The sequence below is a fragment of the Marivita sp. genome, from assembly GCF_020055635.1.
In the GTDB taxonomy this organism is placed as follows: Bacteria; Pseudomonadota; Alphaproteobacteria; order Rhodobacterales; family Rhodobacteraceae; genus Marivita.
This window is the reverse complement of the sequence record NZ_JAIPUT010000024.1, coordinates 1-22,095: the sequence shown is the minus strand read 5'-3', so window position 1 is coordinate 22,095 and position 22,095 is coordinate 1. Positions and strand designations below refer to the sequence as shown.

The 22,095-nt window shown below is 63.8% G+C and carries 21 protein-coding genes; 8 read left to right on the top strand and 13 right to left on the bottom strand.

Features of this window, described 5'->3' with window-relative positions:
- Positions 1–3 precede the first annotated feature (3 nt).
- The 7 genes from LCF60_RS12625 to LCF60_RS12595 all read right to left on the bottom strand — a co-directional run bounded on the left by LCF60_RS12625 (position 4) and on the right by LCF60_RS12595 (position 8,798).
- Positions 4–1,434, bottom strand: a complete 1,431-nt coding sequence (locus LCF60_RS12625; protein WP_292292195.1) for an NAD-dependent succinate-semialdehyde dehydrogenase — start codon at positions 1,432–1,434, stop codon at positions 4–6.
- A gap of 15 nt (positions 1,435–1,449) precedes the next feature.
- A complete protein-coding gene (locus tag LCF60_RS12620; RefSeq protein ID WP_292292194.1) occupies positions 1,450–2,769 on the bottom strand; it encodes a biotin/lipoyl-containing protein in 1,320 nt (439 codons plus the stop codon).
- The gene (locus LCF60_RS12615) at positions 2,759–3,754 is read right to left on the bottom strand and encodes an alpha-ketoacid dehydrogenase subunit beta (protein WP_292292193.1); all 996 of its coding nucleotides are present in this window, start codon (positions 3,752–3,754) and stop codon (positions 2,759–2,761) included. Before LCF60_RS12615 ends, LCF60_RS12620 begins: the two co-directional genes overlap by 11 nt.
- A gap of 10 nt (positions 3,755–3,764) precedes the next feature.
- Positions 3,765–4,760 (bottom strand): thiamine pyrophosphate-dependent dehydrogenase E1 component subunit alpha, encoded by a 996-nt coding sequence (locus LCF60_RS12610; protein WP_292292192.1) that lies wholly within the window; start codon positions 4,758–4,760, stop codon positions 3,765–3,767.
- Between the two features lie 78 nt (positions 4,761–4,838).
- Entirely contained in the window at positions 4,839–6,137 is a 1,299-nt protein-coding gene (locus LCF60_RS12605; RefSeq protein ID WP_292292191.1) for a Xaa-Pro peptidase family protein, read from the bottom strand.
- Positions 6,138–6,221: 84 nt separating this feature from the next.
- Positions 6,222–7,031: an SDR family oxidoreductase gene (locus LCF60_RS12600; RefSeq protein WP_292292190.1), complete on the bottom strand. Its 810-nt coding sequence runs from the start codon at positions 7,029–7,031 to the stop codon at positions 6,222–6,224.
- 18 nt (positions 7,032–7,049) lie between these two features.
- On the bottom strand, positions 7,050–8,798 hold the full coding sequence (locus tag LCF60_RS12595; protein WP_292292189.1) for an extracellular solute-binding protein: 1,749 nt from the start codon (positions 8,796–8,798) through the stop codon (positions 7,050–7,052).
- A gap of 305 nt (positions 8,799–9,103) precedes the next feature.
- Between LCF60_RS12595 and LCF60_RS12590 the strand changes: the two genes are divergently transcribed.
- The 7 genes from LCF60_RS12590 (at position 9,104) to LCF60_RS12560 (ending at position 16,099) form a co-directional block, all read left to right on the top strand.
- The gene (locus LCF60_RS12590) at positions 9,104–10,066 is read left to right on the top strand and encodes a sugar ABC transporter substrate-binding protein (RefSeq protein ID WP_292292188.1); all 963 of its coding nucleotides are present in this window, start codon (positions 9,104–9,106) and stop codon (positions 10,064–10,066) included.
- 89 nt (positions 10,067–10,155) lie between these two features.
- Positions 10,156–10,944 carry an SDR family oxidoreductase gene (locus LCF60_RS12585; protein ID WP_292292187.1) on the top strand — a complete coding sequence of 263 codons (789 nt, stop codon included), beginning with the start codon at positions 10,156–10,158 and terminating at the stop codon, positions 10,942–10,944.
- Positions 10,945–11,031: 87 nt separating this feature from the next.
- Positions 11,032–12,006, top strand: coding sequence for an ABC transporter permease (locus LCF60_RS12580; protein ID WP_292292186.1), 975 nt, complete (start codon positions 11,032–11,034; stop codon positions 12,004–12,006).
- 9 nt (positions 12,007–12,015) lie between these two features.
- On the top strand, positions 12,016–13,017 hold the full coding sequence (locus LCF60_RS12575) for an ABC transporter permease (protein ID WP_292292184.1): 1,002 nt from the start codon (positions 12,016–12,018) through the stop codon (positions 13,015–13,017).
- Positions 13,014–14,528, top strand: a complete 1,515-nt coding sequence (locus tag LCF60_RS12570) for a sugar ABC transporter ATP-binding protein (RefSeq protein WP_292292182.1) — start codon at positions 13,014–13,016, stop codon at positions 14,526–14,528. Before LCF60_RS12575 ends, LCF60_RS12570 begins: the two co-directional genes overlap by 4 nt.
- A gap of 3 nt (positions 14,529–14,531) precedes the next feature.
- On the top strand, positions 14,532–15,398 hold the full coding sequence (locus tag LCF60_RS12565) for an NAD(P)-dependent oxidoreductase (protein ID WP_292292181.1): 867 nt from the start codon (positions 14,532–14,534) through the stop codon (positions 15,396–15,398).
- Entirely contained in the window at positions 15,395–16,099 is a 705-nt protein-coding gene (locus LCF60_RS12560) for a ThuA domain-containing protein (protein ID WP_292292179.1), read from the top strand. The genes LCF60_RS12565 and LCF60_RS12560 overlap by 4 nt, the downstream gene beginning before the upstream one ends.
- A gap of 46 nt (positions 16,100–16,145) precedes the next feature.
- Here the strand turns inward: LCF60_RS12560 and LCF60_RS12555 are convergent, their stop codons facing one another.
- Both LCF60_RS12555 and LCF60_RS12550 read right to left on the bottom strand, forming a co-directional pair.
- Positions 16,146–17,150 (bottom strand): aldo/keto reductase, encoded by a 1,005-nt coding sequence (locus LCF60_RS12555; protein WP_292292177.1) that lies wholly within the window; start codon positions 17,148–17,150, stop codon positions 16,146–16,148.
- A complete protein-coding gene (locus tag LCF60_RS12550; protein WP_292292176.1) occupies positions 17,150–17,305 on the bottom strand; it encodes a hypothetical protein in 156 nt (51 codons plus the stop codon). The genes LCF60_RS12555 and LCF60_RS12550 overlap by 1 nt, the downstream gene beginning before the upstream one ends.
- 298 nt (positions 17,306–17,603) lie before the next feature.
- On the opposite strand from LCF60_RS12550, the gene LCF60_RS12545 reads away from it, so the two are divergent.
- Positions 17,604–18,059: a papain-like cysteine protease family protein gene (locus tag LCF60_RS12545; protein ID WP_292292175.1), complete on the top strand. Its 456-nt coding sequence runs from the start codon at positions 17,604–17,606 to the stop codon at positions 18,057–18,059.
- Positions 18,060–18,101: 42 nt separating this feature from the next.
- Here the strand turns inward: LCF60_RS12545 and LCF60_RS12540 are convergent, their stop codons facing one another.
- From LCF60_RS12540 to LCF60_RS12525, 4 genes are all read right to left on the bottom strand, one after another.
- Positions 18,102–20,210: a molybdopterin cofactor-binding domain-containing protein gene (locus LCF60_RS12540; protein WP_292292174.1), complete on the bottom strand. Its 2,109-nt coding sequence runs from the start codon at positions 20,208–20,210 to the stop codon at positions 18,102–18,104.
- Positions 20,207–20,662, bottom strand: coding sequence for a (2Fe-2S)-binding protein (locus LCF60_RS12535; RefSeq protein WP_292292172.1), 456 nt, complete (start codon positions 20,660–20,662; stop codon positions 20,207–20,209). The genes LCF60_RS12540 and LCF60_RS12535 overlap by 4 nt, the downstream gene beginning before the upstream one ends.
- On the bottom strand, positions 20,659–21,138 hold the full coding sequence (locus tag LCF60_RS12530) for an OsmC family protein (protein ID WP_292292171.1): 480 nt from the start codon (positions 21,136–21,138) through the stop codon (positions 20,659–20,661). The genes LCF60_RS12535 and LCF60_RS12530 overlap by 4 nt, the downstream gene beginning before the upstream one ends.
- Positions 21,135–22,095 (bottom strand): hypothetical protein (locus tag LCF60_RS12525; protein ID WP_292292169.1); only part of this gene is annotated, 961 nt, incomplete at its 5' end. The genes LCF60_RS12530 and LCF60_RS12525, both read right to left, overlap by 4 nt.

Genomic DNA, 22,095 nt, shown 5'->3' with positions numbered 1-22,095 from the left:
CGCTCACCAGCTTGCCGAGATGTATTGTGTTTCCATGAATTCGAGCATGCCTTCATGCCCGCCCTCGCGCCCGAGCCCCGATTGCTTGGTGCCGCCGAACGGTGCCGCCGGGTCGGAGACAAGCCCGCGGTTCAGCCCGACCATGCCGTAATCGAGCCGTTCACAAACCTGCAGGGCGCGTTTCATGTCGCCGGAAAACACATAGGCGACAAGACCGTACTCGGTGGCGTTCGCGCGCCGGATGACCTCTTCCTGATCGGCGAAGGTCTGGATCGCGGCGACCGGTCCGAAAATCTCGTCATGCACGCAGTCGGCGGTTTCCGGCACGTTCGACAGGACGGTTGGCGGGTAATAGTACCCTGTGCCTTCGGGCGTGGTGCCGCCACATTCGATCCTGGCGCCCTTGGCGACCGCGTCGGCGACAAATTCCGCCACCTTCTCGCGGGTTTGAGCGTTCACCAGCGGGCCGACATCGACGGACGGGTCGGTGCCGTCGCCAACCTTGAGCGCGGACATCTTTTCGGTCAGCCGCTGCGTGAAGGCTTCGGCGATGTCTTCATGCACGTAGATGCGGTTCGCCGCCGTGCAGGCCTCGCCCAGGTTGCGCATCTTGGCCAGCATCGTGCCTTCGATCGCGGTGTCCATGTCGGCATCCTCGAATACCACCACAGGCGCGTTGCCGCCCAGTTCCATCGCCGGTTTCAGCACCTGGTCGGCGGCGGATTTCAAGAGCTTGCGCCCGACACCCGTGGAGCCGGTAAAGCTGACCACGCGAACACGCGGATCATGCAGCATGTGGTCCACCAGCGCGCCGGTCTTCTTCGAGGGCAGCACGTTGACCAGACCGGGCGGCACTCCGGCTTCTTCCAGCAGCGGCATCAGCGCCAGCATGGTCAGCGGCGTTTCGGAGGCGGGTTTGATGATCACGCCGCAGCCAGCCGCCAGCGCCGGGGCGATCTTGCGGGTGCCCATCGCGGCGGGGTAGTTCCAGGGCGTGACCAGAACAGCCAGCCCGGCCGGTTTGTGCTGCACCATGATGCGCGCGCCGGAGGCCGGGGCATGTGTGATCAGCCCGTCGGCGCGTACCGCTTCCTCGGCGAACCAGCGGAAGAATTCGGCGGCATAGGTCGCCTCGCCCTTGGCATCGGTGCCCGCCTTGCCGTTTTCCAGCGTGATCATGTGCGCAAACTCATCCAGCCGCGCGGTCATCAGTTCCCACGCCTTGCGCAGGACTTCGGACCTTTGGCGGGGCGTGCGCGCGGCCCAGTCGGCCATCGCCTTTTCCGCCGCATCGAGCGCGGCATCGGCATCGGCGATCCCGGCTGATGCGACCGAGGCCAGAACCTGTTCGGTGGCAGGGTTGATGACGTCGAAGCGCTCCTTGTCGGCCCCCGGAACCCAAGTTCCGTTGATGTAGAGATCGGTGAATTCCATGCGGGTCTCCATGGCCTAGAGCAGGTGGCGGAGCGGTTGCTCCATCCGGCCTGCGAATTCGGAAAGCAGGGTGAGGGCGTCGGATGCGGTCAGGTGATCTCCTGCGCATTCCAGCGTGATCGCCAAGGCGTCGCCGTTGCGAGCCAGGGTCAGGACAGGCGCGGGCTCGGCCCCGAGGTGGACAGACGTGATCCGGCTGAAACGCAGATCGCGCAGGATCAGGTCGGCGGGCCTGTCCGGTTCGGCAGGCTGGATGGTGGATAGCGGGCCGGGCATCACGGCATAGCTATGTGACTGCCCCAACGCCTCGACGCGCACCGTGCCGGTTCCCGTGGGCAGGCAGGCTGCCGCCAGACCGGCCAGAAGGGCGTTTTGATCGGACAATCCGGCGGTGTCTGCGGCCCAGCGGGCGAAATCGGCAAACCCATCGGCGGGGATCTCGGCTGTCAGATGCCGGGTCTGGACCGCGTTCGTCTGGGCGGACTTGGTGGGCAGGGATTTCAGCACCTCGAGATCGGCCACGTGATAGGGCTGCGGGTGTCCGGCCTCGACCAGGCGGTTCAGGTCAAGCCCTTGGTCCAGCGCCATCTTGCGCGCCTTCGGCGACGCGAGGATGCGCCCGTTGGCAGAATTCGCGGGCGCCGTTTTCGGTGCGGGTTTGCTGGCGGGCTTTTGTCTTGTTTCACGCTCTGTCGGTTTCTCAGCCTGCTCAGGCTCGGCCTTGGGGGCAGGGGCCTTGGCCGCCGCGGCAGACCGGGTCACCGGGTTGGACGGCGCTTCGGCGGAAATGACGGCGACCGCGTTGCCGACCGGCACATCCTCGCCCGCCTCGGCAAGGGTGGCGGCCAGGTAACCATCGGCCCCGGCGGGCACTTCCATCGTGCTCTTGTCGGTTTCCACCTCGAACAGGACATCGTCGGCCTGAACCGCGTCACCGGGGGACTTGTGCCACGCCACGAGCAGGCCACTGTCCTGCGCCATGCCCAGTTGCGGCATGGTCACCTCTATGCCCTCGGGCAGATCGTCACCGCCGCTGGACTGAGGCGCAGAGGGCGCAGAGGGCGCAGAGGGCTCGGGCGGAGCGGAGTCGTCCTCGGCCTCTTCGGTGATCCGGGCAATCACCTGCCCGACGGGCACATCCTCGCCCGCCGCAGCCGTCACGCCGGACAAAAAGCCCGCCGCCTGCGCCTCGACCTCCATCGTGGCCTTGTCGGTTTCCACCTCGAAAAGCGCATCGCCCTCGGCCACCGGATCACCCGGCGCCTTGAGCCAGGACACGATCTTGCCCGCATCCTGCGCCATGCCCAGCTGAGGCATCGTGACGTCATGCGGCATGTATCATCTCCCCTGACATGAGCCGCCGCGCGTTTTCGGCCACACCCTCGGGTGTCGGCACGGTGACGTCTTCCAGCGCGGGCGAGAACGGCACCGGGACGTCCATCGCCCCCATGCGCAGTACCGGCGCGTCAAGATGGTAGAACGCCTTTTCGTTGATCCGGCTGGCGATCTCGGCGGTGACACCGTAGCTTTGATGCCCCTCATCGATGACGATGGCGCGCGAGGTCTTGCGGACGCTTTTCAGCAGCGTCGCCTCGTCCAGCGGCACGATGGTGCGGGGGTCGATCACCTCGGCCTCGATGCCTTCGCGGGCCAGGATCTCGGCGGCCTTCTCGGCGACCTGCACCATCGACGAGGTGCCGATCAGCGTGATGTCCGTGCCTTCGCGCTTGATATTGGCCTCGCCGAAGGGGATCAGGTATTCCTCTTCCGGCACCGGGGCCTTGTCCTGGTACATCAGCTTGTCTTCGAAGATCACCACCGGGTTGTCGTCGCGGATGGCGGTCTTCATCAGGCCCTTGGCTTCGTAGGCCGAGGACGGCATCGCCACCTTCAGGCCGGGAATATGCGCCACCAGCGCCTGCAGGGACTGGCTGTGCTGCGCCGCCGACCGGCGGGTCGCGCCCAGGTTGGTGCGCAGGACCAGCGGCACGTTGAGCTTGCCCCCCGACATGTAATGCGTCTTGGCCGCCTGGTTGCAAAGCTGGTCCATGATCAGGTAGATGAAATCGCCGAACATCAGGTCGACGACAGGCCGGGTGCCGGTCATGGCAGCCCCCACGGCGATCCCCATGAAGCCGGGTTCGGCGATCGGCGTGTCCACCACGCGACCGGTGCCGAACTCCTCGACCAGACCGGCCAGCACCTTGAAGGGGGTGCCCGCTTCGGCCACGTCTTCACCGATGATGAACACCCGCTCGTCGCGGCGCATTTCTTCGGCCAGCGCTTCGTTGACGGCCTGGGACAGGGTAATTTCTCGCATCGTTCTCTCCTCAGGCCAGCGCGTGCTTGATGTCGCTGTAGACATGCATGTCCACTTCGGACACATCCGGGTACTTGGCGTTCAGGGCGTAATCGACGGCCTGTTCCGCGTCCTGCCTGACCTCGGCGTTCATCGCCTCGATCTCGTCTTCCGAGGCGATGCCTTCGGACACGAGCCAGCCCCGGAAGCGGATGATCGGGTCGCGGTTTTCCTTCCAGTCCTTCTCTTCGTCCTTGGTCCGGTAGTATTCGCGGTTGATGTCGCCGACATGGTGGCCATGGTAGCGATAGGTCATCAATTCGAGAAAGAACGGCCCTTCGCCCTTGCGCGCACGTGCCACCAGCTTTTGCGTCAGCGTGTTGACGGCCAGAACATCCTGCCCGTCGACCTGGTGCGCCTCGATGCCGAACGCCTCGGCGCGGGCGGTGATCGACCCGGCGGCGATTTCCTCGGTCCTGGTATATTCCGAATAGCCGTTGTTTTCGCAGGCATAGATCACCGGCAGCTTCCAGAGCGCCGCCATGTTCATGACCTCGTAGAGAAGGCCCTGCGCGGTGGCGCCATCGCCGAAAAAGCACACCGTCACGTCATCCGTGCCCAGCATCTTGGCGGTAAAGGCCGACCCGGTGGCGATGCCCATGGACCCGCCGACGATGGCGTTTGCGCCCAGGTTGCCGTTCGACTGGTCGGCGATGTGCATCGACCCGCCCTTGCCACGGCAATAGCCTTCTTCCTTGCCAAGCAATTCGCAGAACATTTCCTTGAAGGCCGCGCCCTTGGCGACGCAATGCCCGTGCCCGCGATGGGTCGAGGTGATCTTGTCGGTCACCTTCAACGCTTCGCAGATGCCCACGGCGACGGCTTCCTCGCCGGAATACATGTGCGTCAGCCCCGGCATCTTGGCGTCGAGATACAGCTTGTTGGCATTGTCCTCGAAGGTGCGGATGCGCACCATCTGGCGGTACATCTGCAGGTAATCTTCGGTGTTTGTTTTTGTCTTGGCCATTTTGATCCTCGTGGAGCGTACAGGCGAACAACCCTGCCCGGCGGAGGGAGCGCCGCAGGGCAGGGCGGCGAACCGCTGCTAGTAACGGTTCGCGATGGGCAGTTCCTCGGCGGGGAAAAGGCTGATCACCTCGCATCCCGTCTCGGTCACCACCACCTCTTCCTCGATCCGCGCCGCCGAGTAGCCGTCGGCGGCCGGACAGTAGGTTTCGAGCGCGAAGACCATGCCGGTCTGGATCTCCATCGGGTGATCGAGGCTGACCGCGCGGCTGATGATCGGGCGTTCATGCAGGGCAAGGCCCAGACCGTGGCCGAATTGCAGACCGAAGGCCGCGTCTTCGTTGGGGAAGCCAAGGCTTTCGGCGGTTGGCCAGACCTCGGCCACCTTGTCGGTGGACACTCCGGGTTTGATCATCGCGATGGACGCGTCGATCCATTCGCGCGCCTTGACGTAGGCGTCGTTCTGCGCCGGGGTGGCGCGGCCCACATTGAAGGTGCGGTAATAGCAGGTCCGATAGCCCTGGTAGCTTTGCAGGATGTCGAAGAACGCCTGGTCGCCCGGGCGGATCAACCTGTCCGTGAAATTATGCGGATGCGGGTTGCAGCGTTCGCCGGAGATGGCGTTGATCGCCTCGACGTCATCCGACCCCATCTCATAGAGCAGCTTGTTGGACATTGCGACGATGTCATTCTCGCGCACACCCGGTTTCAGTTCCTCGTAGATCATGTGGTAGACGCCATCGACCATCGCGGCGGCCTGGGTGAGCAACTGGATTTCGTCCCAGTTCTTGATCTCGCGGGCCGCCAGCATGATCTGCTGACCGTCAACGACGTTGATGCCTTCTTCCTTGAGCGCGTGGAACATCGCCGTTTCGGCATAGTCCACACCCACCGGCATGTCGGCCATGCCCGCATCCTTGATCAGCTGGGCGATCATCTTGGCGTATTTGCGCATCAGGCCAAACTCGGGCGGAATGGTCCCGCGCATGCCGACGACGCCGGCAAGGCAATGATCCGGCTCAAGCCAGTCGGAATGGCGCTTGTGATGCACCGCGGCCGAACCGAAATCCCAGACGTAAGGAGAATCGTCGCCCGTCAGCAGGCAGAAGCGGCACATCTTGTCCCGCTCCCATTCGCCGATCTTGGTGGCGGTGACATAGCGGATGTTGTTCACGTCAAAGAGCAGCAGCGACCCGGCCTGCGAGTTCTGCAACGACTGACGCGTGCGCGCCAGGCGGTAGCGGCGCAGGCGATCATGGTCGATCCGGCGTTCGAAATCGACCGAGGTGTGGCCCCAGGCGGGCAGGCGTTCCCGCCATTCCCAGTTGGGTTCGAGATCCTGCGGCGTGAGCAGGTTGGGCATGAGTGCGCGAGACATGGCATTACTCCGTAGGGTGCGTGCTGGCACGCACCGCTTGTTCAGGGTTCGAGAATTCCGGGCGGGGACGTGGCATCACGCGCCCTACTGGATGCACCAGCCGCCATCGATGTGGATCATCTGGCCGGTCATGTAGTCGCTGTCATCCGAGGCAAGGAACGACGCGGTGCCGGTGATGTCCTCGGGGTAGGACACGCGCTTGATCTGGAGCGCATCGCGGACGATGTCCTCGTAGGCCTGGCCTTCGCGATCCTTGAAGCCGATATCCACGAGGTCCTTGTCCAGCTGTTCCCAGAGCGGCGTCACCACGACCCCCGGCGCATAGCCGTTGACGGTGATGTTGTGCTCGGACAGACCGATCGCGCCGCAATGGGTCAGCGCCAGGCAGCCGTATTTCGACGTACAATAGACGGTCACGTCGACCAGCGGCTTGCGCGACGCGATGCTGCCCACGTTGATCAGCTTGTAGGGATGATCCTCCATCGGGCCCTGCTTGATCATCTGGCGGGCGGTTTCCTGCATCCCGAGCCACATCGCCTTGGTGTTGACGTTCATGATCATGTCCCAGTTGTCTTCATCGATATCCATGAAGAACCGGGGCTTGTTCAAACCCGCGTTGAAGAGACCCACATTGATCGACCCGAACGCCTCGACCGTGGCTGCAACAGCGGCGGCGTTGTCTTCGCGCTTGGTGACGTCCATCCTGACCGCGATGGCGGTGCCGTTGCCCGCGCCGTTGATCCGGTCGGCCATGCTCTTGGCTTCACCTTCGTCAAGATCGCCGATACACACGTTGGCGCCCTGCGCGGCAAAGCTTTCCGCATTCGCGGCCCCCATGCCGCGCGCGGCACCGGTGATCAGGATGTTCTTACCTTTCAGGCGGTTGGGGTCCATGTGTTTCTCCTCCCAAAGTCATTGTCTTGGCCCGTTCTGTGTGATGACCGCGTCCGCCCGAGCCTGGGCCTGACGCAGCGCGTCGCGCGGGGAAACGATCCCGCGCAGCATGTCGTGAAATTCCTCGCCGCAGATCTGGATGATGTCGGTGATCTCGGGCACCGGCGGGCGCGGCCAGAATTGCAACTCGTCGCGCCACGACATCGTGTCGATGGCCTCGAAAATATCCGAGGCCCGGCGCACCTCGGGATCGGCCCCGACCGAATAGCGCGGGTTCGTGCGGCTGCCGTTCTGGACATAGAGCTTTTGCGCTTCGGGCGACGTGAAAACGATCAGCGCCTCGACAGCGGCGCGAACCCGCTCTGGCGGCAGGTTGGCCGGAATGCCCATCACGTAGCCGCCGACCGGCGCCACCGGCGATGCATCGGGCCCCGGCGGATGTGGCAAATAGGCGGTGTTCCCGTAGGCGGGCGAGCTCTCGTCGAGTTCGAAATACGGCGCGAGCAGCGTGTAACCATAGGCCATGGCGATCCTGCCGGCGGCGTAGGGGCGCACCCGCTCGTACCATGACATCGACAGGATATCCGGCGGCGAGAACTGCATGAGCTGCATCAGGTATTCAGCGGCGCGCAGGCCCGCCTCGGTGTCGATGGTGGCGCGATAGCCGCGCTCGGACAGGTGATCGGTCTCGAAACCGCCGGCGATCTGCGGCAGGTCGAGGATCGGTTGACCAAAATCCGCCATTGTCATCAGGACCGTGTGGCCAAGCGCCGTGCCCCGTGCGGCATTCCAGGCGATCCCGAACCGGTCGCGCAGGGGTTCGTGAAAGGCAGCGGCCGCTTCCAGCAGGCGATCGGTGGTCGTCGGCGGCTCGAGCCCGGCCTCCGCGAACAGGTCCTTGCGATAGAACAGAAGCTCCGGCGTCGTCTGTGCCGGCACGCCATAGCAGCGCCCCCCCCAATGCGCGGCTTTCCATCCTGCGGTGTGGAAATCGGCGGGGTCGAGCCGCGAAATGTCCATCGCCTCGTCAAGCGGCATCAGCACGTTTTCCGACGCGAACGCTCCGAGCCAGGGCAGATCGACGGCGATGATGTCGTAGCGGCTGGACTTGCGTTCGGCGTTGCGCATCGCCTCTTCGCGCAGCCGGTCGATCGAGAAGGCCCGTTGGTTTATCGGTGAACCAATCACGTGCTCGAACTGACGCTTGAGCCCGTCCATGACCATGAAGGTCGGATCGCCATGCACCAGAACGCGCACGCCCCCCGGAACCTTGATCGGTTCGGCCAGCACCTGAAGCGGTGGGATCGACTGCGCGGCCAGGTAGGATCCGCCGAAAAAGTAGTCGCGGTTCTCGCGGGTTGCACCGCCTGCGAACTGGTCTTCGCCAAGCCGCTTGATCCGGCCCGACAGCTGGAGCCACTGGTCCAGAAGCTTTTCGCTTGGATGCAGAGAGTAGCTCTTGCCGCTTGTCGTGCGCGGGCGCTGTTCGATCAGACCGGCATCGACCATTTCCTTGAGACGGCGATTGGCCGTTGCATAGGGCACCCGGCTGGCGGCGATGAGCGATGTCGGCGTCACGATCTTGGCGTCGAGATGCCCGCGCATCAGATGCAGGGCCATGCGGAAATACGGGTTGGGCGTAAACAGCTCGATCGTATCCTCGAGCTCGTCCGCGAAATTGTCCAGATAGGACACGATCTCGATCAGTTCGGTTTTCGCCTGGGGCGGAACCGCGGGTCGTGCTGTGTGTCCCTGCATGACATTCATCAGTCCGGCTTTGGCCTTTGCTGGTTTCGGCGCCGGGTGACGGCGTCCTTTGTCCATATTGGACGAATCCGAGGCGGGCATTTTGCTCCCTCCGCTAAAATGTTCAGATTGATTGCGTCAGCGTATCGCAAATAAATCCATATTGGATTCAGAATTGTTCATATTGGATATATATGAAGACCCGCGGACCGGCTTGTCGCGTCACCCTGACCAGAGTTGTCAGCATTGCTGGACGGTGATTCCCCGAAGGAGGTGTCGGGGGATCGGGAATTGACTAAAAAGTTCAACCCGGGAGGAAAACGAACATGAAACTACGGACTCTAATGGCAGTTACCACGGCAGCGACCGCCTTCGCAGGCACGGCTTTCGCCGCAGGTCACGAAACCATGAAGATCGGCATCACCCAGAACAACGTGGGCGTCGACAGCTATCAGACCACCTACGAGAAATCCTTTATCGCCGCCGCCGAAGCCAATGACGCAGTCGAGACCGTCGTCCTGGACGCGGGTGGCGACGTGGCGCGACAGATCGCGCAGATGGAAGACCTGATCCAGCAGGAAGTCGACGCGATCATCATCTGGCCGACCAACGGCGAAGCGGTGATCCCGGCGGTCCGCAAGGCGCATAGCGCGGGTATCCCGGTGATCGTCACCAACTCCAACATCGCCGAGCAGGGCTTCGATTTCGTGGCAAGCTTTTCGGGTCCCGACAACATCACGCAGGGGTCGCGTTCGGCCGAGATCATGTGTGACAAGTTCAAGGAAATGGGAACCGAAAACGAGGCCCGCGTGGTGCAAATCTCCGGACAGCCGGGCTACACGACCGCGATCGAGCGCGCCAAGGGCTTCGAGGATCGCCTGCCCGAGGTCTGCCCGAACGTCACGCTTGTCGAAACCCAGCCTGGCGACTGGAACCGCGAGAAGTCGCAGCAGGTCATGGAGGCCTTCCTCGTCAAGTATGATGACATCGACGGCGTCTATTCGGGGGATGACAACATGGGTGTCGGCGCCCTGAACGCGGCCAAGGCGGCGGACCGTGCCGATGGCATCATCTTCGTCGGAGCCACCAACTTTTCCGTGGGTTACGAGGCGATGGAGAACGGCGAATACTGGGGGTCGATCTACCAGTCGCCGGTGGATGACGCCGAAGCGGCGCTCCAGACCGCCATCGACGTGCTCAACGGCGAGGACGTTCCGTTCCTGAACTACTTCGACACCCCGAAGATCACGCAGGACAACATGACCGAGTTCACCAAGCCGGTCTTCTGATCGCTGAAGACACGTCCCCGGCGCAGCGCAACCCTGCTGCGCCGGGACACCCGCAGCGACGTTCAATCGAGATAATCAGGGAGGGCGTGATGGCACGTGTGTCTGGCCGCTCGTGCATCGTCACCGGTGCGGCGCGTGGCATTGGCCGCGCGATCGGCGAAGCGCTACTCGACGAAGGGGCGGATGTCCTGTTCGCGGACATCAACGGCGCACAGGCCAGGCAGGTCGCGGACGCGAATGCGGGCCGTGGTGCGGGCAAGGTCGCATGGGCCGAAGTGGACGTGACGAACCGGTCGCAGGTCATCGCGATGATCGACAAGGCGGTCGCCGCCTTCGGCAAGCTCGACGTCAAGTTCAACAATGCCGGCGTCAACAAGCCGATGAACTTTCTCGACGTGACCGAGGACAACTGGAATTTCATCATGGGCGTCAACGGGCTGGGATGCCTGATCGGGATGCAGGAAGCCGCCCGCCAGTTCATCCGGCAGGGCACGCCCGGCAAGATCGTCAACACGGCCTCCATCGCCAGCCGGCAGGGCTTCGACAACGTGGCCCCCTATTGCGCGAGCAAGTGGAGCGTGGTGTCCCTGACGCAGTCGGCGGCGCGCGACCTCGCAAAACATGATATAACCGTCACGAGCTTCGCTCCGGGCGTGGTGGCGACCGAGATGTGGGAAGAGGTCGATCGCGACCTGATGGAGATCGGCGCCGCAGACCGGCCCGGACAGGCGATGGAAGAATTCTCTTCCGAGATCCTGAAGGGCCGTGTGGCGACCCCGGCCGACATCACCGGCACCACGACGTTCCTTGCCTCGCACGAGAGCGATTACATGACGGGGCAGGTGGTGATGATCGATGGAGGAATGACGCTTGTGTGACCGGCACACGCGGTCCGGAGGAGGATCGCCGTGCCGGTCGGGAATTGACCGCCGCCGCACATGCGCGGCACGCGGAGGGAGGGATACATGGCTACAATGTCAAAAGGACGGATCGGCGAATTCATGGCCCGACAGGGCATCCTGGTCGCCTTTGTCCTGTTCATCATCGGGTTCACGCTGGCAAACCAGCGCTTTGTCGATCCCGACAACATCCTTGGTGTCATCCGGTCATCCGCCATTCTTGGCGTGATGGCGCTGGGCGTGACCTTCGTGGTGATCAGCGGCAATCTCGACCTGTCGGTCGGGTCGATGATGTCGTTCTCGACCATCGTGGTGCTTGATCTTCACGACACGCTTGGACCGCTGTTGGCGATCGTGGCGATGTTTGCGCTGACGCTGTGCCTTGGCGCGATCATCGGGTTTCTGGTCGGGTATCTCAAGCTCAACTCGCTTATCGTGACGCTCGGGATGCTGTCGGCGATCCACGGTCTGACGCTGACCTGGTCGGGCGGGCAGAACATGGATATCGCGGACAAGGAAGGCACGTGGTTCTCTGTGTTCGGGCAGGGCTCGGCGCTCGGGATTCCGGTGCCGATCCTGTTGTTCCTTGGACTCGCAGCCTTGCTGGGCATCGTGCTGGCCAAGACGCCGTTCGGCCGCAAGGTCTATGCCGTCGGCGGCAACGGAACCGCGGCCACCTTCTCGGGCATTCACCGGGCGCGGGTGGTGTTCCTGTGTTACCTCATGTCGTCCTTCTGCGTCGCAACCGCGGGGCTCATTCAGGCCAGCCGGTCCCTGGGGTCGCAGAACACGGTGGGCCAGGGGCTCGAACTCGAGGTGCTGGCCGCCATCATCCTTGGCGGTGCCTCATTGCTCGGCGGCTCCGGCACGATCTTCAAGACGGTGATCGGGGTGCTGATCCTCGGCTTCATCCAGAACGGCCTGCTGCTCGTCGGGTTGCAGTTCTACGTTCAGTACGTGGTGACCTGGGTCATCATCATCCTTGCTGTCTGGCTCGATATCGCAGCCAAGCGCGGCAAGCTCTGGTCCCCCATAGCTTAGGAGAGTGACATGAAACCGGGCACGCTTTCCACCTTCCTCAAGCGCGGGGCCATCTGGGGCTTCATCGTTCTTGAACTGATCTTCTTCTCGGTTGCGGGCGAATTCCTCAGCCTGAGCGAAAAGGCCTTCATGGATGTCGACAACATGCTTCTGCTGTTCAAGCAGTCGGCGCCCATCGGCATCATCGCCATGGGCATGACCATCGTCATGATCAACGGCAATATCGACCTCTCCGTCGGGGCTACCTATGCGCTCTGCGCCGTGGTCCTGCTGGACAGCATGACCTGGCCGATCTTCGCGGGCCTCGGAGACATGGTGATCCCGGTGTCATGGGTTCTGGCGTTGGCGGTGGGCACGGCCCTGGGCGCGCTGAATGGGCTGATCGTCTGGAAGACCGGCGTCGATGCCTTCATCGTGACCCTGGGCGCCATGCTTGGCTATCGCGGGCTGGTCTTCATGTATAACGGGGAACAGCCGACCAGCCATCTGAACTGGACGCTGGTGGATTTCGCCGAGGCGCAGTTTCTCGGCGTGCACACCGCCACCTGGTTCCTGCTGATCGTGACCGCCGCGATCTGGTTCCTGATGAACAAGACCGTGCATGGCCGTAATGCCTATGCCATTGGCGACAACCGCGAAGCGGCGGTGAACGCGGGCATCCGGGTCGGGCCGCACATGATGATCAACTTCATGATCATCGGCTTTCTCGCCGCGCTGTCGGCCGTGGTCTTCTACTCGGAAAGCGGGTCGGTGAACCCCAATGACGGCGCCCTGTACGAACTGTGGGTCATCACCGCTGTCGTGCTGGGCGGAACCAAGCTCACCGGCGGGGCCGGGTCGATCCTATCGACCTTCGGCGGCGTGATCGCGATCCAGCTCCTGCGCAAGGGGCTGTCGCATATCGGGGCGGATACCGAGACCGTCAACCTGGTCATCGGCCTGATCCTGATCGCGGTGCTGTTCCTTGACCGACAGCTGAACCTCAAGGGCAAAGAGGAGTTGAAACTATGAACGCGGAAGTTCCGGCCCTGCGGCTTGAAGGCATCGTCAAGACCTTCCCCGGCGTGCGGGCGCTCGATGGTGTGTCCTTTTCGGTGATGCCCGGCGAGGTCCATGCCCTGATGGGGGAAAACGGCGCCGGGAAATCGACCCTGATGAAGGTTCTGGGCGGTATCCACCAACCCGACGAGGGCAAGATCATCGTCTCCGAACAGCCGGTTGTGATGCGCTCTCCGCTCGAGGCCAAGGCCAAGGGCATCGTCTTCATCCACCAGGAACTCAGCCTGGCCGAGGAATTGACGGTGGCCGAGAATATCTACCTCGGAGAATTGCCGAAAAAGCGGTTCGGACTTGTCGATTGGGCGACGCTGGAAGACCGCACGAACACCATCCTTGCGCGGCTTAAGGTCGGGTTCGACGCGACGGCGCGTGTCGGTGACCTGTCCATCGCCAATCAACAGATGGTCGAGATCGCCCGCGCCCTGACCGTCGACGCCAAGGCGGTGATCTTCGACGAACCGACGGCGTCGCTCACCGATGCCGAAAAGGTGGTGCTGTTCGAGGTCATCTCGAGCCTTCAGGAGCAGGGCGTCGGGATCATCTACATTTCGCACCGGATGGAAGAGATCTTCAAGATCACCGACCGCATCAGCGTGCTGCGCGACGGATCGTATCGCGGAACGCTCAACACCGCCGAAACCACCGAGGAAGAGGTCACGCAGCTGATGATCGGCCGGTCGCTCGACCTGTCGCGCAACGCGTCGCATCACGAATTGGGCGACGTGGCGCTGGAAGTGCGCAACCTGTCCTGCGGCAAGCTGTTCAAGGATATCAGCTTCGAGGTCCGGGCCGGCGAAGTGGTCGGGTTTTACGGGCTTGTCGGCGCTGGCCGGACCGAGATCGCGGAAACGCTGTTCGGTTTGCGCGACCCCTCTGCCGGGACCATCCACCTGGGCGGTGAGGAGGTGCGCATCCATTCGCCCGCCGATGCCATCGCCCGCGGCATTTCACTCGTGCCGGAAGACCGCAAGGGACAGGGGCTGATCCTTGGCATGAACTGCCGGGACAACATGACCCTGCCGCAGGTCGGCGACCTGACCGCCGGGCCGTTCGTGGCCGAGGGGGCCGAGGTGTCGATCTTCGATCAGTACCGGGATCGGCTGGATATCCGCACGCCCGGCTGGAAACAGCTTGTCGGAAACCTGTCCGGCGGCAACCAGCAGAAGATCGTCATCGGCAAGTGGCTGTCGATGCATCCAAGCGTGCTGATCGTCGACGAACCGACACGCGGCATCGACGTCGGCTCGAAATCCGAAATCCACAACCTGATCCGCGAACTGGCGGCGCAGGGCTATGCGGTGATCGTGATCAGCTCGGAAATGCCGGAAGTCCTGCACGTGTCGGACCGGATCATTGCCATGTATTCTGGACGGATCACCCGCACCTTCACCTCGGAAGAAGTGACCGAAGACAAGCTGATCCAGGCGATTTCGGGCATCGGCGGCACGGACAAGGCGGCCTGAGCGATGCGGATCGGATTTGTCGGTCTGGGCCGGATGGGCAGCCACATGGCCCGCAACCTGCACCGCGCCGGGTTCGAACTCGTTCTGTGGAACCGCTCGCGGGACAAGGCGCAGGCGCTGTCGACCGAACTTGGCTGCGCGGTCGCGGACACGCCGCACGCCCTCTCCGATGCGTCGGACATCGTGATCAGCATGCTGGCCGACGATCCCTCGTCCTGGGAGGTACATGCCGGTGCGGACGGGCTGTTTGCCGGTCCCGCCCAGGTCTACCTGGTGATGGGCACCCACAGCCCCGATCACATCGAGGCGCTGGCCGAACGCGCTCCGGCATCGGCGCAGGTCATAGACGCGCCGGTTTCGGGCGCGACACAGGCCGCCGAGGCGGGCCAGTTGATGATCATGGCCGGGTGCGCGCTCGAGGCGGCGACGGCCTTCATGCCGGTGCTGGATGCGATGGGCAAGGAGACGATCTGCCTTGGCCGGCGGGGCGCGGGCACGGTGATGAAACTCGCCGTCAATTCGCTGATCCACGGCATCAACCAGACGCTGGCCGAAGCGATGACCCTGGCCGAGGCTGCCGGAATCGCGCCCGAAAACGCCTTCGACGTGATCGAGGCCAGCGCGGCCTGCGCGCCGATGCTGAAATACCGCCGCCCGCTTTACCTCGACGAGGCGGCGCATGACGTCACCTTCACCGTGGCGCTGGCACGCAAGGACATGGAAACCACCGCCGACCTGGCACGGCGCCTTGGCACCGCCATGCCGCAGGGACAGGTGACACTGGACACGCTCAGGACAGCCGAGGCCCAGGGTTATGCCGCGCGCGACATGGCCTCGATCCTGAATTTCATGCGAAAGGATTCAAGATGAAAGCCGCGCTTTTCGTCGGCGGATGGGAAGGCCACACCCCCACAGCCTTTGCCGACTGGTACCGGGATCTCTTGCAGCAGATCGGCTTCGATGTCGATGTGCATGACAGCCTCGCACCGCTGGAAACGCCCGAAGCCTTGCGGGATGTCGACCTGATCACGCCGATCTGGTCCTCGGCCCGGTCCGGCCATCAGGAAGAGTTCGGCAACATGACAAAGTTGCAGGAGGACGGGTTGCTTCAGCTGATCGGCAATGGCTGCGGTCTTGCCGGGTGGCACGGTCACATGGGGGATGCGTTCCGCGACCGGCCAACCTACCATTTCCTGATCGGCGGCCAGTTCGTCGCGCATCCGCCGGGATGGCCGGACAATCTGCAACCGGCCGAGGATTACATCGACTACGATGTCACCATCTGCAAACCCGACGACCCCATCGTCGCGGGCATCCGCAGCTTTCGCCTGCGGTCAGAGCAATATTACATGCTGGTCGATCCCTCGAACGAGGTTCTGGCGACGACCACCTTCTCGGGTGATCACCTGTGGTGGATCGAGGGCACGGTCATCCCCGTGGTCTGGAAGCGCCGCTGGGACAAGGGCCGGGTCTTCTACTGTTCCATCGGTCACGAGCTTGACGACCTCAAGGTGCCGCAGGTGACGGAGATCATCCGGCGCGGCGCGCTCTGGGCCGCGCGGGACCGGTGACTCTCGGCTGACGGGGCACGCCACGCGCCCCGTCGAGCAGGCGTTCTCAGCAATATTGCTCGGGGCCGTTGTTCTGCGCCGCCGAGTAGCGATCTCCATGCGCCCAGCCGATCGGCAGGCGAGTGTCGATCTCGGCAAGGATGTCGGGCGTCAGGGCAAGTTCGGTTCCCGCCGCGAGGTCGCGCAGGTGCTGGGGGCTGTGCGTGCCGGGAATCGGGATCACGTGCTTGCCCTGGTGCAGCAGCCAGGCGATGGCAAGCGCCGCCGTCGGCTTGCCCATGTCGCCCGCGAGGTTGCGCAGCGCGTCGCTGGCGCGTCGGTTGCGCATCAGGTTGTCCCCGGTGAAACGCGGATTGTCCGACAGGAAGGTGGAACGCGCGATGCTCTCGGGCGTGGGGGGGCGGTCGGTCAGAAGCCCGCGCCCGACGGGCGAGAACGCCACCAGCGCGGTGCCCAGTTCGGCGCAGGCCTGCACGAGGCCCAGCTCGGGCTGGCGGGTCTGCAACGAATATTCCGATTGCACCGCGGCCACCGGGTGGACCTCGGCGGCCCGGCGCAGCGATGTCGGGGCGATCTCGGAAAACCCGAACCGCGCGATCTTGCCCTTCTGCACAAGCCGCACAAGGCTGTCGGTCACGTCCTCGATCTCGATGTCGTGGTCACGCCGATGCACGTAGAACAGCTCGACCTGTTCGAGGCCAAGGCGCTTGAGGCTCTTGTCCAGTTCCTGTTCCAGATAGGCCGCGCTGTTGTCGAACTTGCGCGGGCCGCTGCCGGGGCCGCGCACGATCCCGGCCTTGGTGGCGATCCGGAACGGCAGCGCGCCCTTGCCGCGATAGCGGTCCAGATGCGCGCCGATGATCTCTTCCGAGCGGCCCAGGCCATAGACATTCGACGTGTCCAGATGCGTGATCCCGCACTCCAATGCTGCGTCCAGCGTGGCGTGGCAATCGTCTTCGGCCACCTCGCCATAGAAGGCGGTAAAGGACATCGCACCCACACCGATCGCCGAGACATCGGGTCCATCGGCCCCCAGCTTGCGCATCTCCATCACAGACCCTCCCCGGTCCGGAAAACCCCGTCGGTCGGCATCGCCAGGCTGTGTGCGGTGCTGTCCGGGTCCTGCGCCAAGAAAGTCTCGATCCTGACCGATGCGCCCGCGCGCGCAGAGCTGCCGAGCGGTTTAAGGTTGGTTTCGTCGGGCATGGAGCCTCCTGTTTCAGCCGATGGTCTTTTTCGGGTCCTCTATGCGCATGTGCGACCGGTTCTTCAACGCATATGCGTGTCTGCGCGCCAAGCCCGCCCGCGCCAAGGCGTCCGCGGTGAATGGCAGTGGCCGCAGTCCGGACCCGCTGCACGGATGGACCTCGCTTGCGACCGACAGGCGTCGAGGTGCGGTTCCCGCGCCTGAACCAGGTTTTTCTTGGTCCCTGGGTGACGTTGGAGGAACATCGTCCACACTTTCTTACGCCGGAATTGAATTTATTAACGCAGGATTTGCGCGATGGCTGAATTGAAACTGACTGTTCCCCTTATTCCGCAACGAAAAGGCATGAGCTGCTGGTACGCGTCGCTTTGCATGGTGGCTTACTACTATGCGCAGGGCCCGATCTTGGGTCTGCCTGACAAGTGGGCGGCCGACAAGGGAATCCAGAAGACCGACTTCGTGACGCTGGCGCGAAAAGAAGGGTTGGTTTTCCTGCCGTCCAAAGATCATGATTTCACAGCCTTGTCATTGATGGCGACGATCGGTCTTCGCGGACCGATATGGTGCGCAAGCCACTGGAAGGGGTACGGGCACATCGTGGTGCTGACCGGCTGCAGCACGGATGGGGATGACGGTGGCACGGTCTTCATCAATGATCCCGAACCCGTTGATGAAGCAACGAAAACAACCGTCAGCCTGAAGACCTTCAACACCCAGCGCGAACGCGGCGGACTCCTGGTGGCGTCGACCTGAGCCAAATCCCCCGCAGGGCCGAGAGCGTATCGGCATGGCTGTTCAAACCGCCAGTGCGGCTTGTGTGATCGCATCCGGCGCGAAGGGCATCCGGCGCAGACGCAAACCGGTCGCGGCGTGGATCGCGTTGGCAATCGCGGCGACCGTCGGGCCGGGCGATGCCTCGCCCGCACCGACGGACGGGGTCCCGGAGGTCTCAAGCACAACCACGTCGAGATCGGGCACGTTGTCGAAGCGGATCACCGGATAACTGTCCCAGTCGCGCGACGTGATGCCATCGCGGTCCCATGTCACTTCTTCGCACAGCGCCCAGCTTGCGGCCTGCATGAACCCGCCTTCAAGCTGTGCAATCAGCCCGTCAGGGTCGATCACGCGTCCAGCGTCGGCAACGATCGTGGCGTGGTCAAGCCGGGTCTCGGCTGTGTCGGTGACGGTCAGTTCCACCGCGATGCCGACACGGGTCATGGCGTTCTTGTACTGCGCATAGGCGATGCCGCGTCCGGCGCCATCGGGCAGGGCGGGCCGCGCGGAAATGCGGCGGTCAAGCTCGGACAGAACGGCCTTGGCGCGCGGGTCGCTCAGATGTGACTGGCGAAACGCGATCGGGTCGCTTTCAGCGCTGCGCGCCAGGTCGTCCATCATGCTTTCCAGCGCGAAGATGTTGGTCACCGCCCCAAGACAGCGCATGGCAGAGGTGCGGTGCGGCAGGCCCCGGACAAGGTTCTTGACCAGCCGGGTTTCCGGAATGTCGTAGATCGGATCAAGATTCCGGTGCATCCCGGCATGTTTGCCCATGTTCGCGGGTGACACGTAAGGATCCATGGCTTCGGTGCGAAACCGGTTGGCCAGCAGTTTCGCGGGCCCTGCGCGATTGGGGCCGGGGCGGGGACGTCCGCGATGGGTGTCGCTATGCGCTTCGGCCGACAGGGCGGCGATCCTGCCACCCGCGAGTTTCACGTCGATCTGCACCGCCATCGGAGGCGCGTAGGGTTCCCACGCGTGTTCATCTTCGCGCGACCATTTCAGCAGGATCGGCGTGTTCGGATGCGCCATCGCGATCAGCGCCGCCTCGAACGCCGCATCGTCGGCGCCATTGTGGCCGTAGCAGCCGGAACCCGGCACATGGGTGATCTCGACTTGGTCGGGCATCAGGCCAAGGCTGTCGGCAATCGCCTCGCGCAAGGGATAGATGCCCTGGCTGTGGCTGTGCAGGATCAGCCGGTCGCCCGTCCATTCGGCCAGCGCGGCAGAGGGGGCCAAGGCGCCATGCATCTGGTAGGGGCGTTCGTAGCGGGCGCTCAGGTCTGCGGCGTCAAACGGCGCGGGAACGGGCGCGTCCTGCGGTGTGGCGTTCACGACCGGGAAGCGTTGTGCGTTCTCCGGGACGAGATGCGCGAAGATATCGGTTTCGGGAAGTCCTCCGCCCTTGTCCCATGTGCAGGCAAGTCCAAGGCTGGTCGCCGCCTTGACCACGTCCCATTCGCGCGGTCCCGCGACGGCGATGAAACTGCCGTCGCGGAGGAGGTGCAGACCCTTGGCGTCGATCTTGTCGATCGCGGTCTGGTCGATCTCGCGCAAGGTGGCGCGGGCGTGGGGCGGGCTGACGCGGCGGGCGTGCCACATTCCGGGCAGGTCGAGGTCGTGCAGAAAACTGTAGCGTCCTTGCACCATGGCCGAAATGCCACGCATGTCCGGGGCCGGGGTGACGCTGGGCACATGGCGGGGCAGGTCGGGATCGACAGGCAGGTCGGGCGGCAGATCGTTGGCCAGTTCGATCAGGCCAAGGCGCAGGTTCGTGCCCGCGCGCTGCACATGGCCATCCTCCAGCACCCAGTCGGCACGGTCGCCACCATGTTGCGCGATTGCCATGTCGAGGGCATGCTTGCGCAGGGTCGCGGCGGCAGAGGCGACGGCGCGGCCTGATTGTTCGATCGAATTGCTGCCCGAGGTGATGCCTTCATCCGGCGCATGGCCGGTGCGGACGGGGGCGATGCCGATCTGCAACAGCGGCAGCGCCAGTTCCTCCTGCACGATCCGAACCAGCGCGGTCGAGATGCGTTGCCCGATATCGACCTTGCCGGTGTGGATCAGCAGGCTGTCGCCGTCGGTGGTCAGCCAGTCGGCGACACGCGGATAGTCCTTGAGGCTCATGCCCTGGCCGCCTTCTCAATCGCCCTGAGCACGCGCGGGTGTGATCCGCAGCGGCACAGATGTGGGGTCAGGGCGGCCTTTGTGGTCGTGCGGTCCGGTGTCGGGTTAGCCGCCAGCAAGGCGGTCGCCGCCACCACGAGACCTGATGTGCAATAGCCACATTGTGCGGCGGTCTCTTGGACAAAGGCCTGCTGCACGCGCTGGCCGATCTCGGTGTCGGCGATGCCTTCGATGGTCGTGACATTCTTGCCGTCGAACGCCTCGACCGGGGTGACGCAGGACAGCACCGGTTTGCCGTCCACCATGACCGCGCAGGCGCCGCATTGCTCCAGCCCGCAACCCAGCTTGGTGCCTTTCAGCTTCAGCTCGTCGCGCAGCACATAGACCAGCGGCGTGTCCGGGTCGGATGTGATGTCACGCGTGGTTCCGTTGATGGTCAGTCTCAGGCTCACGGGGTGACGCGCTCCCATGTGATCTGCACATCCACATCCGCCGATTTGAACAGGTTCATCACCGGGCAGCGCGCTTCGACGTTGCGGATCAGCCGGTCGAACCTCTCCTGCGTTTCGTCGGTATGAACACGGATGCGCAGCTTGACCCAGTTGAAATAGGGGCGCACGCCCTGCACGCCGCGGCTGCCGCGTTGGTCGACCTCGCCATCGGCCTCCATGTCGACGGCGGTGTAGGCGAATTGCATCGCCTCGGCACAGCGGTTGATGATGACGCCTTCGCAGCCCAGGAGCGACGACAGCGTCATTTCCAGCGGTGTCGGCCCGGTGTTGCTTTCCTTCTCGTCGGTGATGACGACGTGATCGCGGACCATTATCACCGACCGGGTCGAGGCCTCGTTGCGGGCGCTCACGCGGCGGATGCCCAGCGCCTTGGTGTTGGGATCGACGCTGGGGGGCAGGAGGTCGGGATCGGTCACAATGTCATCTCCAGAATGTCGAGGCCACGGTTGCGGTCGAGCACGTAGATCAGGCCGTTGTCATCCACATCCACATCGTTGGATTGGGGTGGCGCGCCGGTGGGTCCGGGCTCCATGAAATGCGCCACTTCGACAGGCAGGGTGGGATCGGCCACATCGAGCACGCGCAGACCGCCGGCGAACCACGTGGCGTAGATCAGCGTGCTGTCCAGCTTTTCGCGGAACTGGTGCCCGCCGAACCGGACGCCGTCTTCGCCGACCCACGGGCAGAACCGTTCCGACAGGTCCCATGCCGCAACGGGTTCCATGTTGTTCAGGTCGGTGACGTCCATGATCCAGATGAAGCCGTGCAGGCGACCGGGCTTGTGGTCATGTTCCTCGTCGATGACGACGGCATAGCGTTTGCCGTTGATCGTCTGTTCGAGCGGCATGACGGTGTGGGTCGGTTCGGGGATCGCCTTGGGAAAGCGGTAGCTGCCCTTGACCTTGGGATTGGTGATGTCGCTGGCATCCAGCACCCGGAACCCGGCATGCCAGACCGCCGCCCAAAGCTCATCGCCGCAGCGCATCGCGTGGTGCAGGCGGTGGCTGTAGCCGACACCGGTGGGGGTTTCGCCATTGGCCACGTGCTGACCCGGCATGTGCCAGCGCGACACCTCTGTCGGATTGGTGGGGTCCGACAGGTCGTAGATGACAAGGATGTTGCCGACATAGCCCTCCATCTCGGTCGAGATATAGGCGTAATTGGCGTCCATGTCGAAGCGGTGCACGCCAAAACCAAAGGTCTTGACGTAGGACAGCAGTTTCGGCGCGGTCTTGTCCGAGATGTCCCAAACGCGGAAGCCGCCGCTGTGATAGCCGCGCTCCAGCGCCTCTTCCAGAACCGCGATGTCGGACGGCTTGACCGACAGGCGCTCGGCGATCTGGTCATCCGACAAACCTTCGGTGCGCAGGCCC

Excerpts from the sequence above, each read along its gene's own strand:
- LCF60_RS12625 (WP_292292195.1), bottom strand. The coding sequence starts at position 1,434 with ATGGAATTCACCGATCTCTACATCAACGGAACTTGGGTTCCGGGGGCC.
- LCF60_RS12620 (WP_292292194.1), bottom strand. The coding sequence starts at position 2,769 with ATGCCGCATGACGTCACGATGCCTCAGCTGGGCATGGCGCAGGATGCG.
- LCF60_RS12615 (WP_292292193.1), bottom strand. The coding sequence starts at position 3,754 with ATGCGAGAAATTACCCTGTCCCAGGCCGTCAACGAAGCGCTGGCCGAA.
- LCF60_RS12610 (WP_292292192.1), bottom strand. The coding sequence starts at position 4,760 with ATGGCCAAGACAAAAACAAACACCGAAGATTACCTGCAGATGTACCGC.
- LCF60_RS12605 (WP_292292191.1), bottom strand. The coding sequence starts at position 6,137 with ATGTCTCGCGCACTCATGCCCAACCTGCTCACGCCGCAGGATCTCGAA.
- LCF60_RS12600 (WP_292292190.1), bottom strand. The coding sequence starts at position 7,031 with ATGGACCCCAACCGCCTGAAAGGTAAGAACATCCTGATCACCGGTGCC.
- LCF60_RS12595 (WP_292292189.1), bottom strand. The coding sequence starts at position 8,798 with ATGAATGTCATGCAGGGACACACAGCACGACCCGCGGTTCCGCCCCAG.
- LCF60_RS12590 (WP_292292188.1), top strand. The coding sequence starts at position 9,104 with ATGAAACTACGGACTCTAATGGCAGTTACCACGGCAGCGACCGCCTTC.
- LCF60_RS12585 (WP_292292187.1), top strand. The coding sequence starts at position 10,156 with ATGGCACGTGTGTCTGGCCGCTCGTGCATCGTCACCGGTGCGGCGCGT.
- LCF60_RS12580 (WP_292292186.1), top strand. The coding sequence starts at position 11,032 with ATGGCTACAATGTCAAAAGGACGGATCGGCGAATTCATGGCCCGACAG.
- LCF60_RS12575 (WP_292292184.1), top strand. The coding sequence starts at position 12,016 with ATGAAACCGGGCACGCTTTCCACCTTCCTCAAGCGCGGGGCCATCTGG.
- LCF60_RS12570 (WP_292292182.1), top strand. The coding sequence starts at position 13,014 with ATGAACGCGGAAGTTCCGGCCCTGCGGCTTGAAGGCATCGTCAAGACC.
- LCF60_RS12565 (WP_292292181.1), top strand. The coding sequence starts at position 14,532 with ATGCGGATCGGATTTGTCGGTCTGGGCCGGATGGGCAGCCACATGGCC.
- LCF60_RS12560 (WP_292292179.1), top strand. The coding sequence starts at position 15,395 with ATGAAAGCCGCGCTTTTCGTCGGCGGATGGGAAGGCCACACCCCCACA.
- LCF60_RS12555 (WP_292292177.1), bottom strand. The coding sequence starts at position 17,150 with ATGGAGATGCGCAAGCTGGGGGCCGATGGACCCGATGTCTCGGCGATC.
- LCF60_RS12550 (WP_292292176.1), bottom strand. The coding sequence starts at position 17,305 with ATGCCCGACGAAACCAACCTTAAACCGCTCGGCAGCTCTGCGCGCGCG.
- LCF60_RS12545 (WP_292292175.1), top strand. The coding sequence starts at position 17,604 with ATGGCTGAATTGAAACTGACTGTTCCCCTTATTCCGCAACGAAAAGGC.
- LCF60_RS12540 (WP_292292174.1), bottom strand. The coding sequence starts at position 20,210 with ATGAGCCTCAAGGACTATCCGCGTGTCGCCGACTGGCTGACCACCGAC.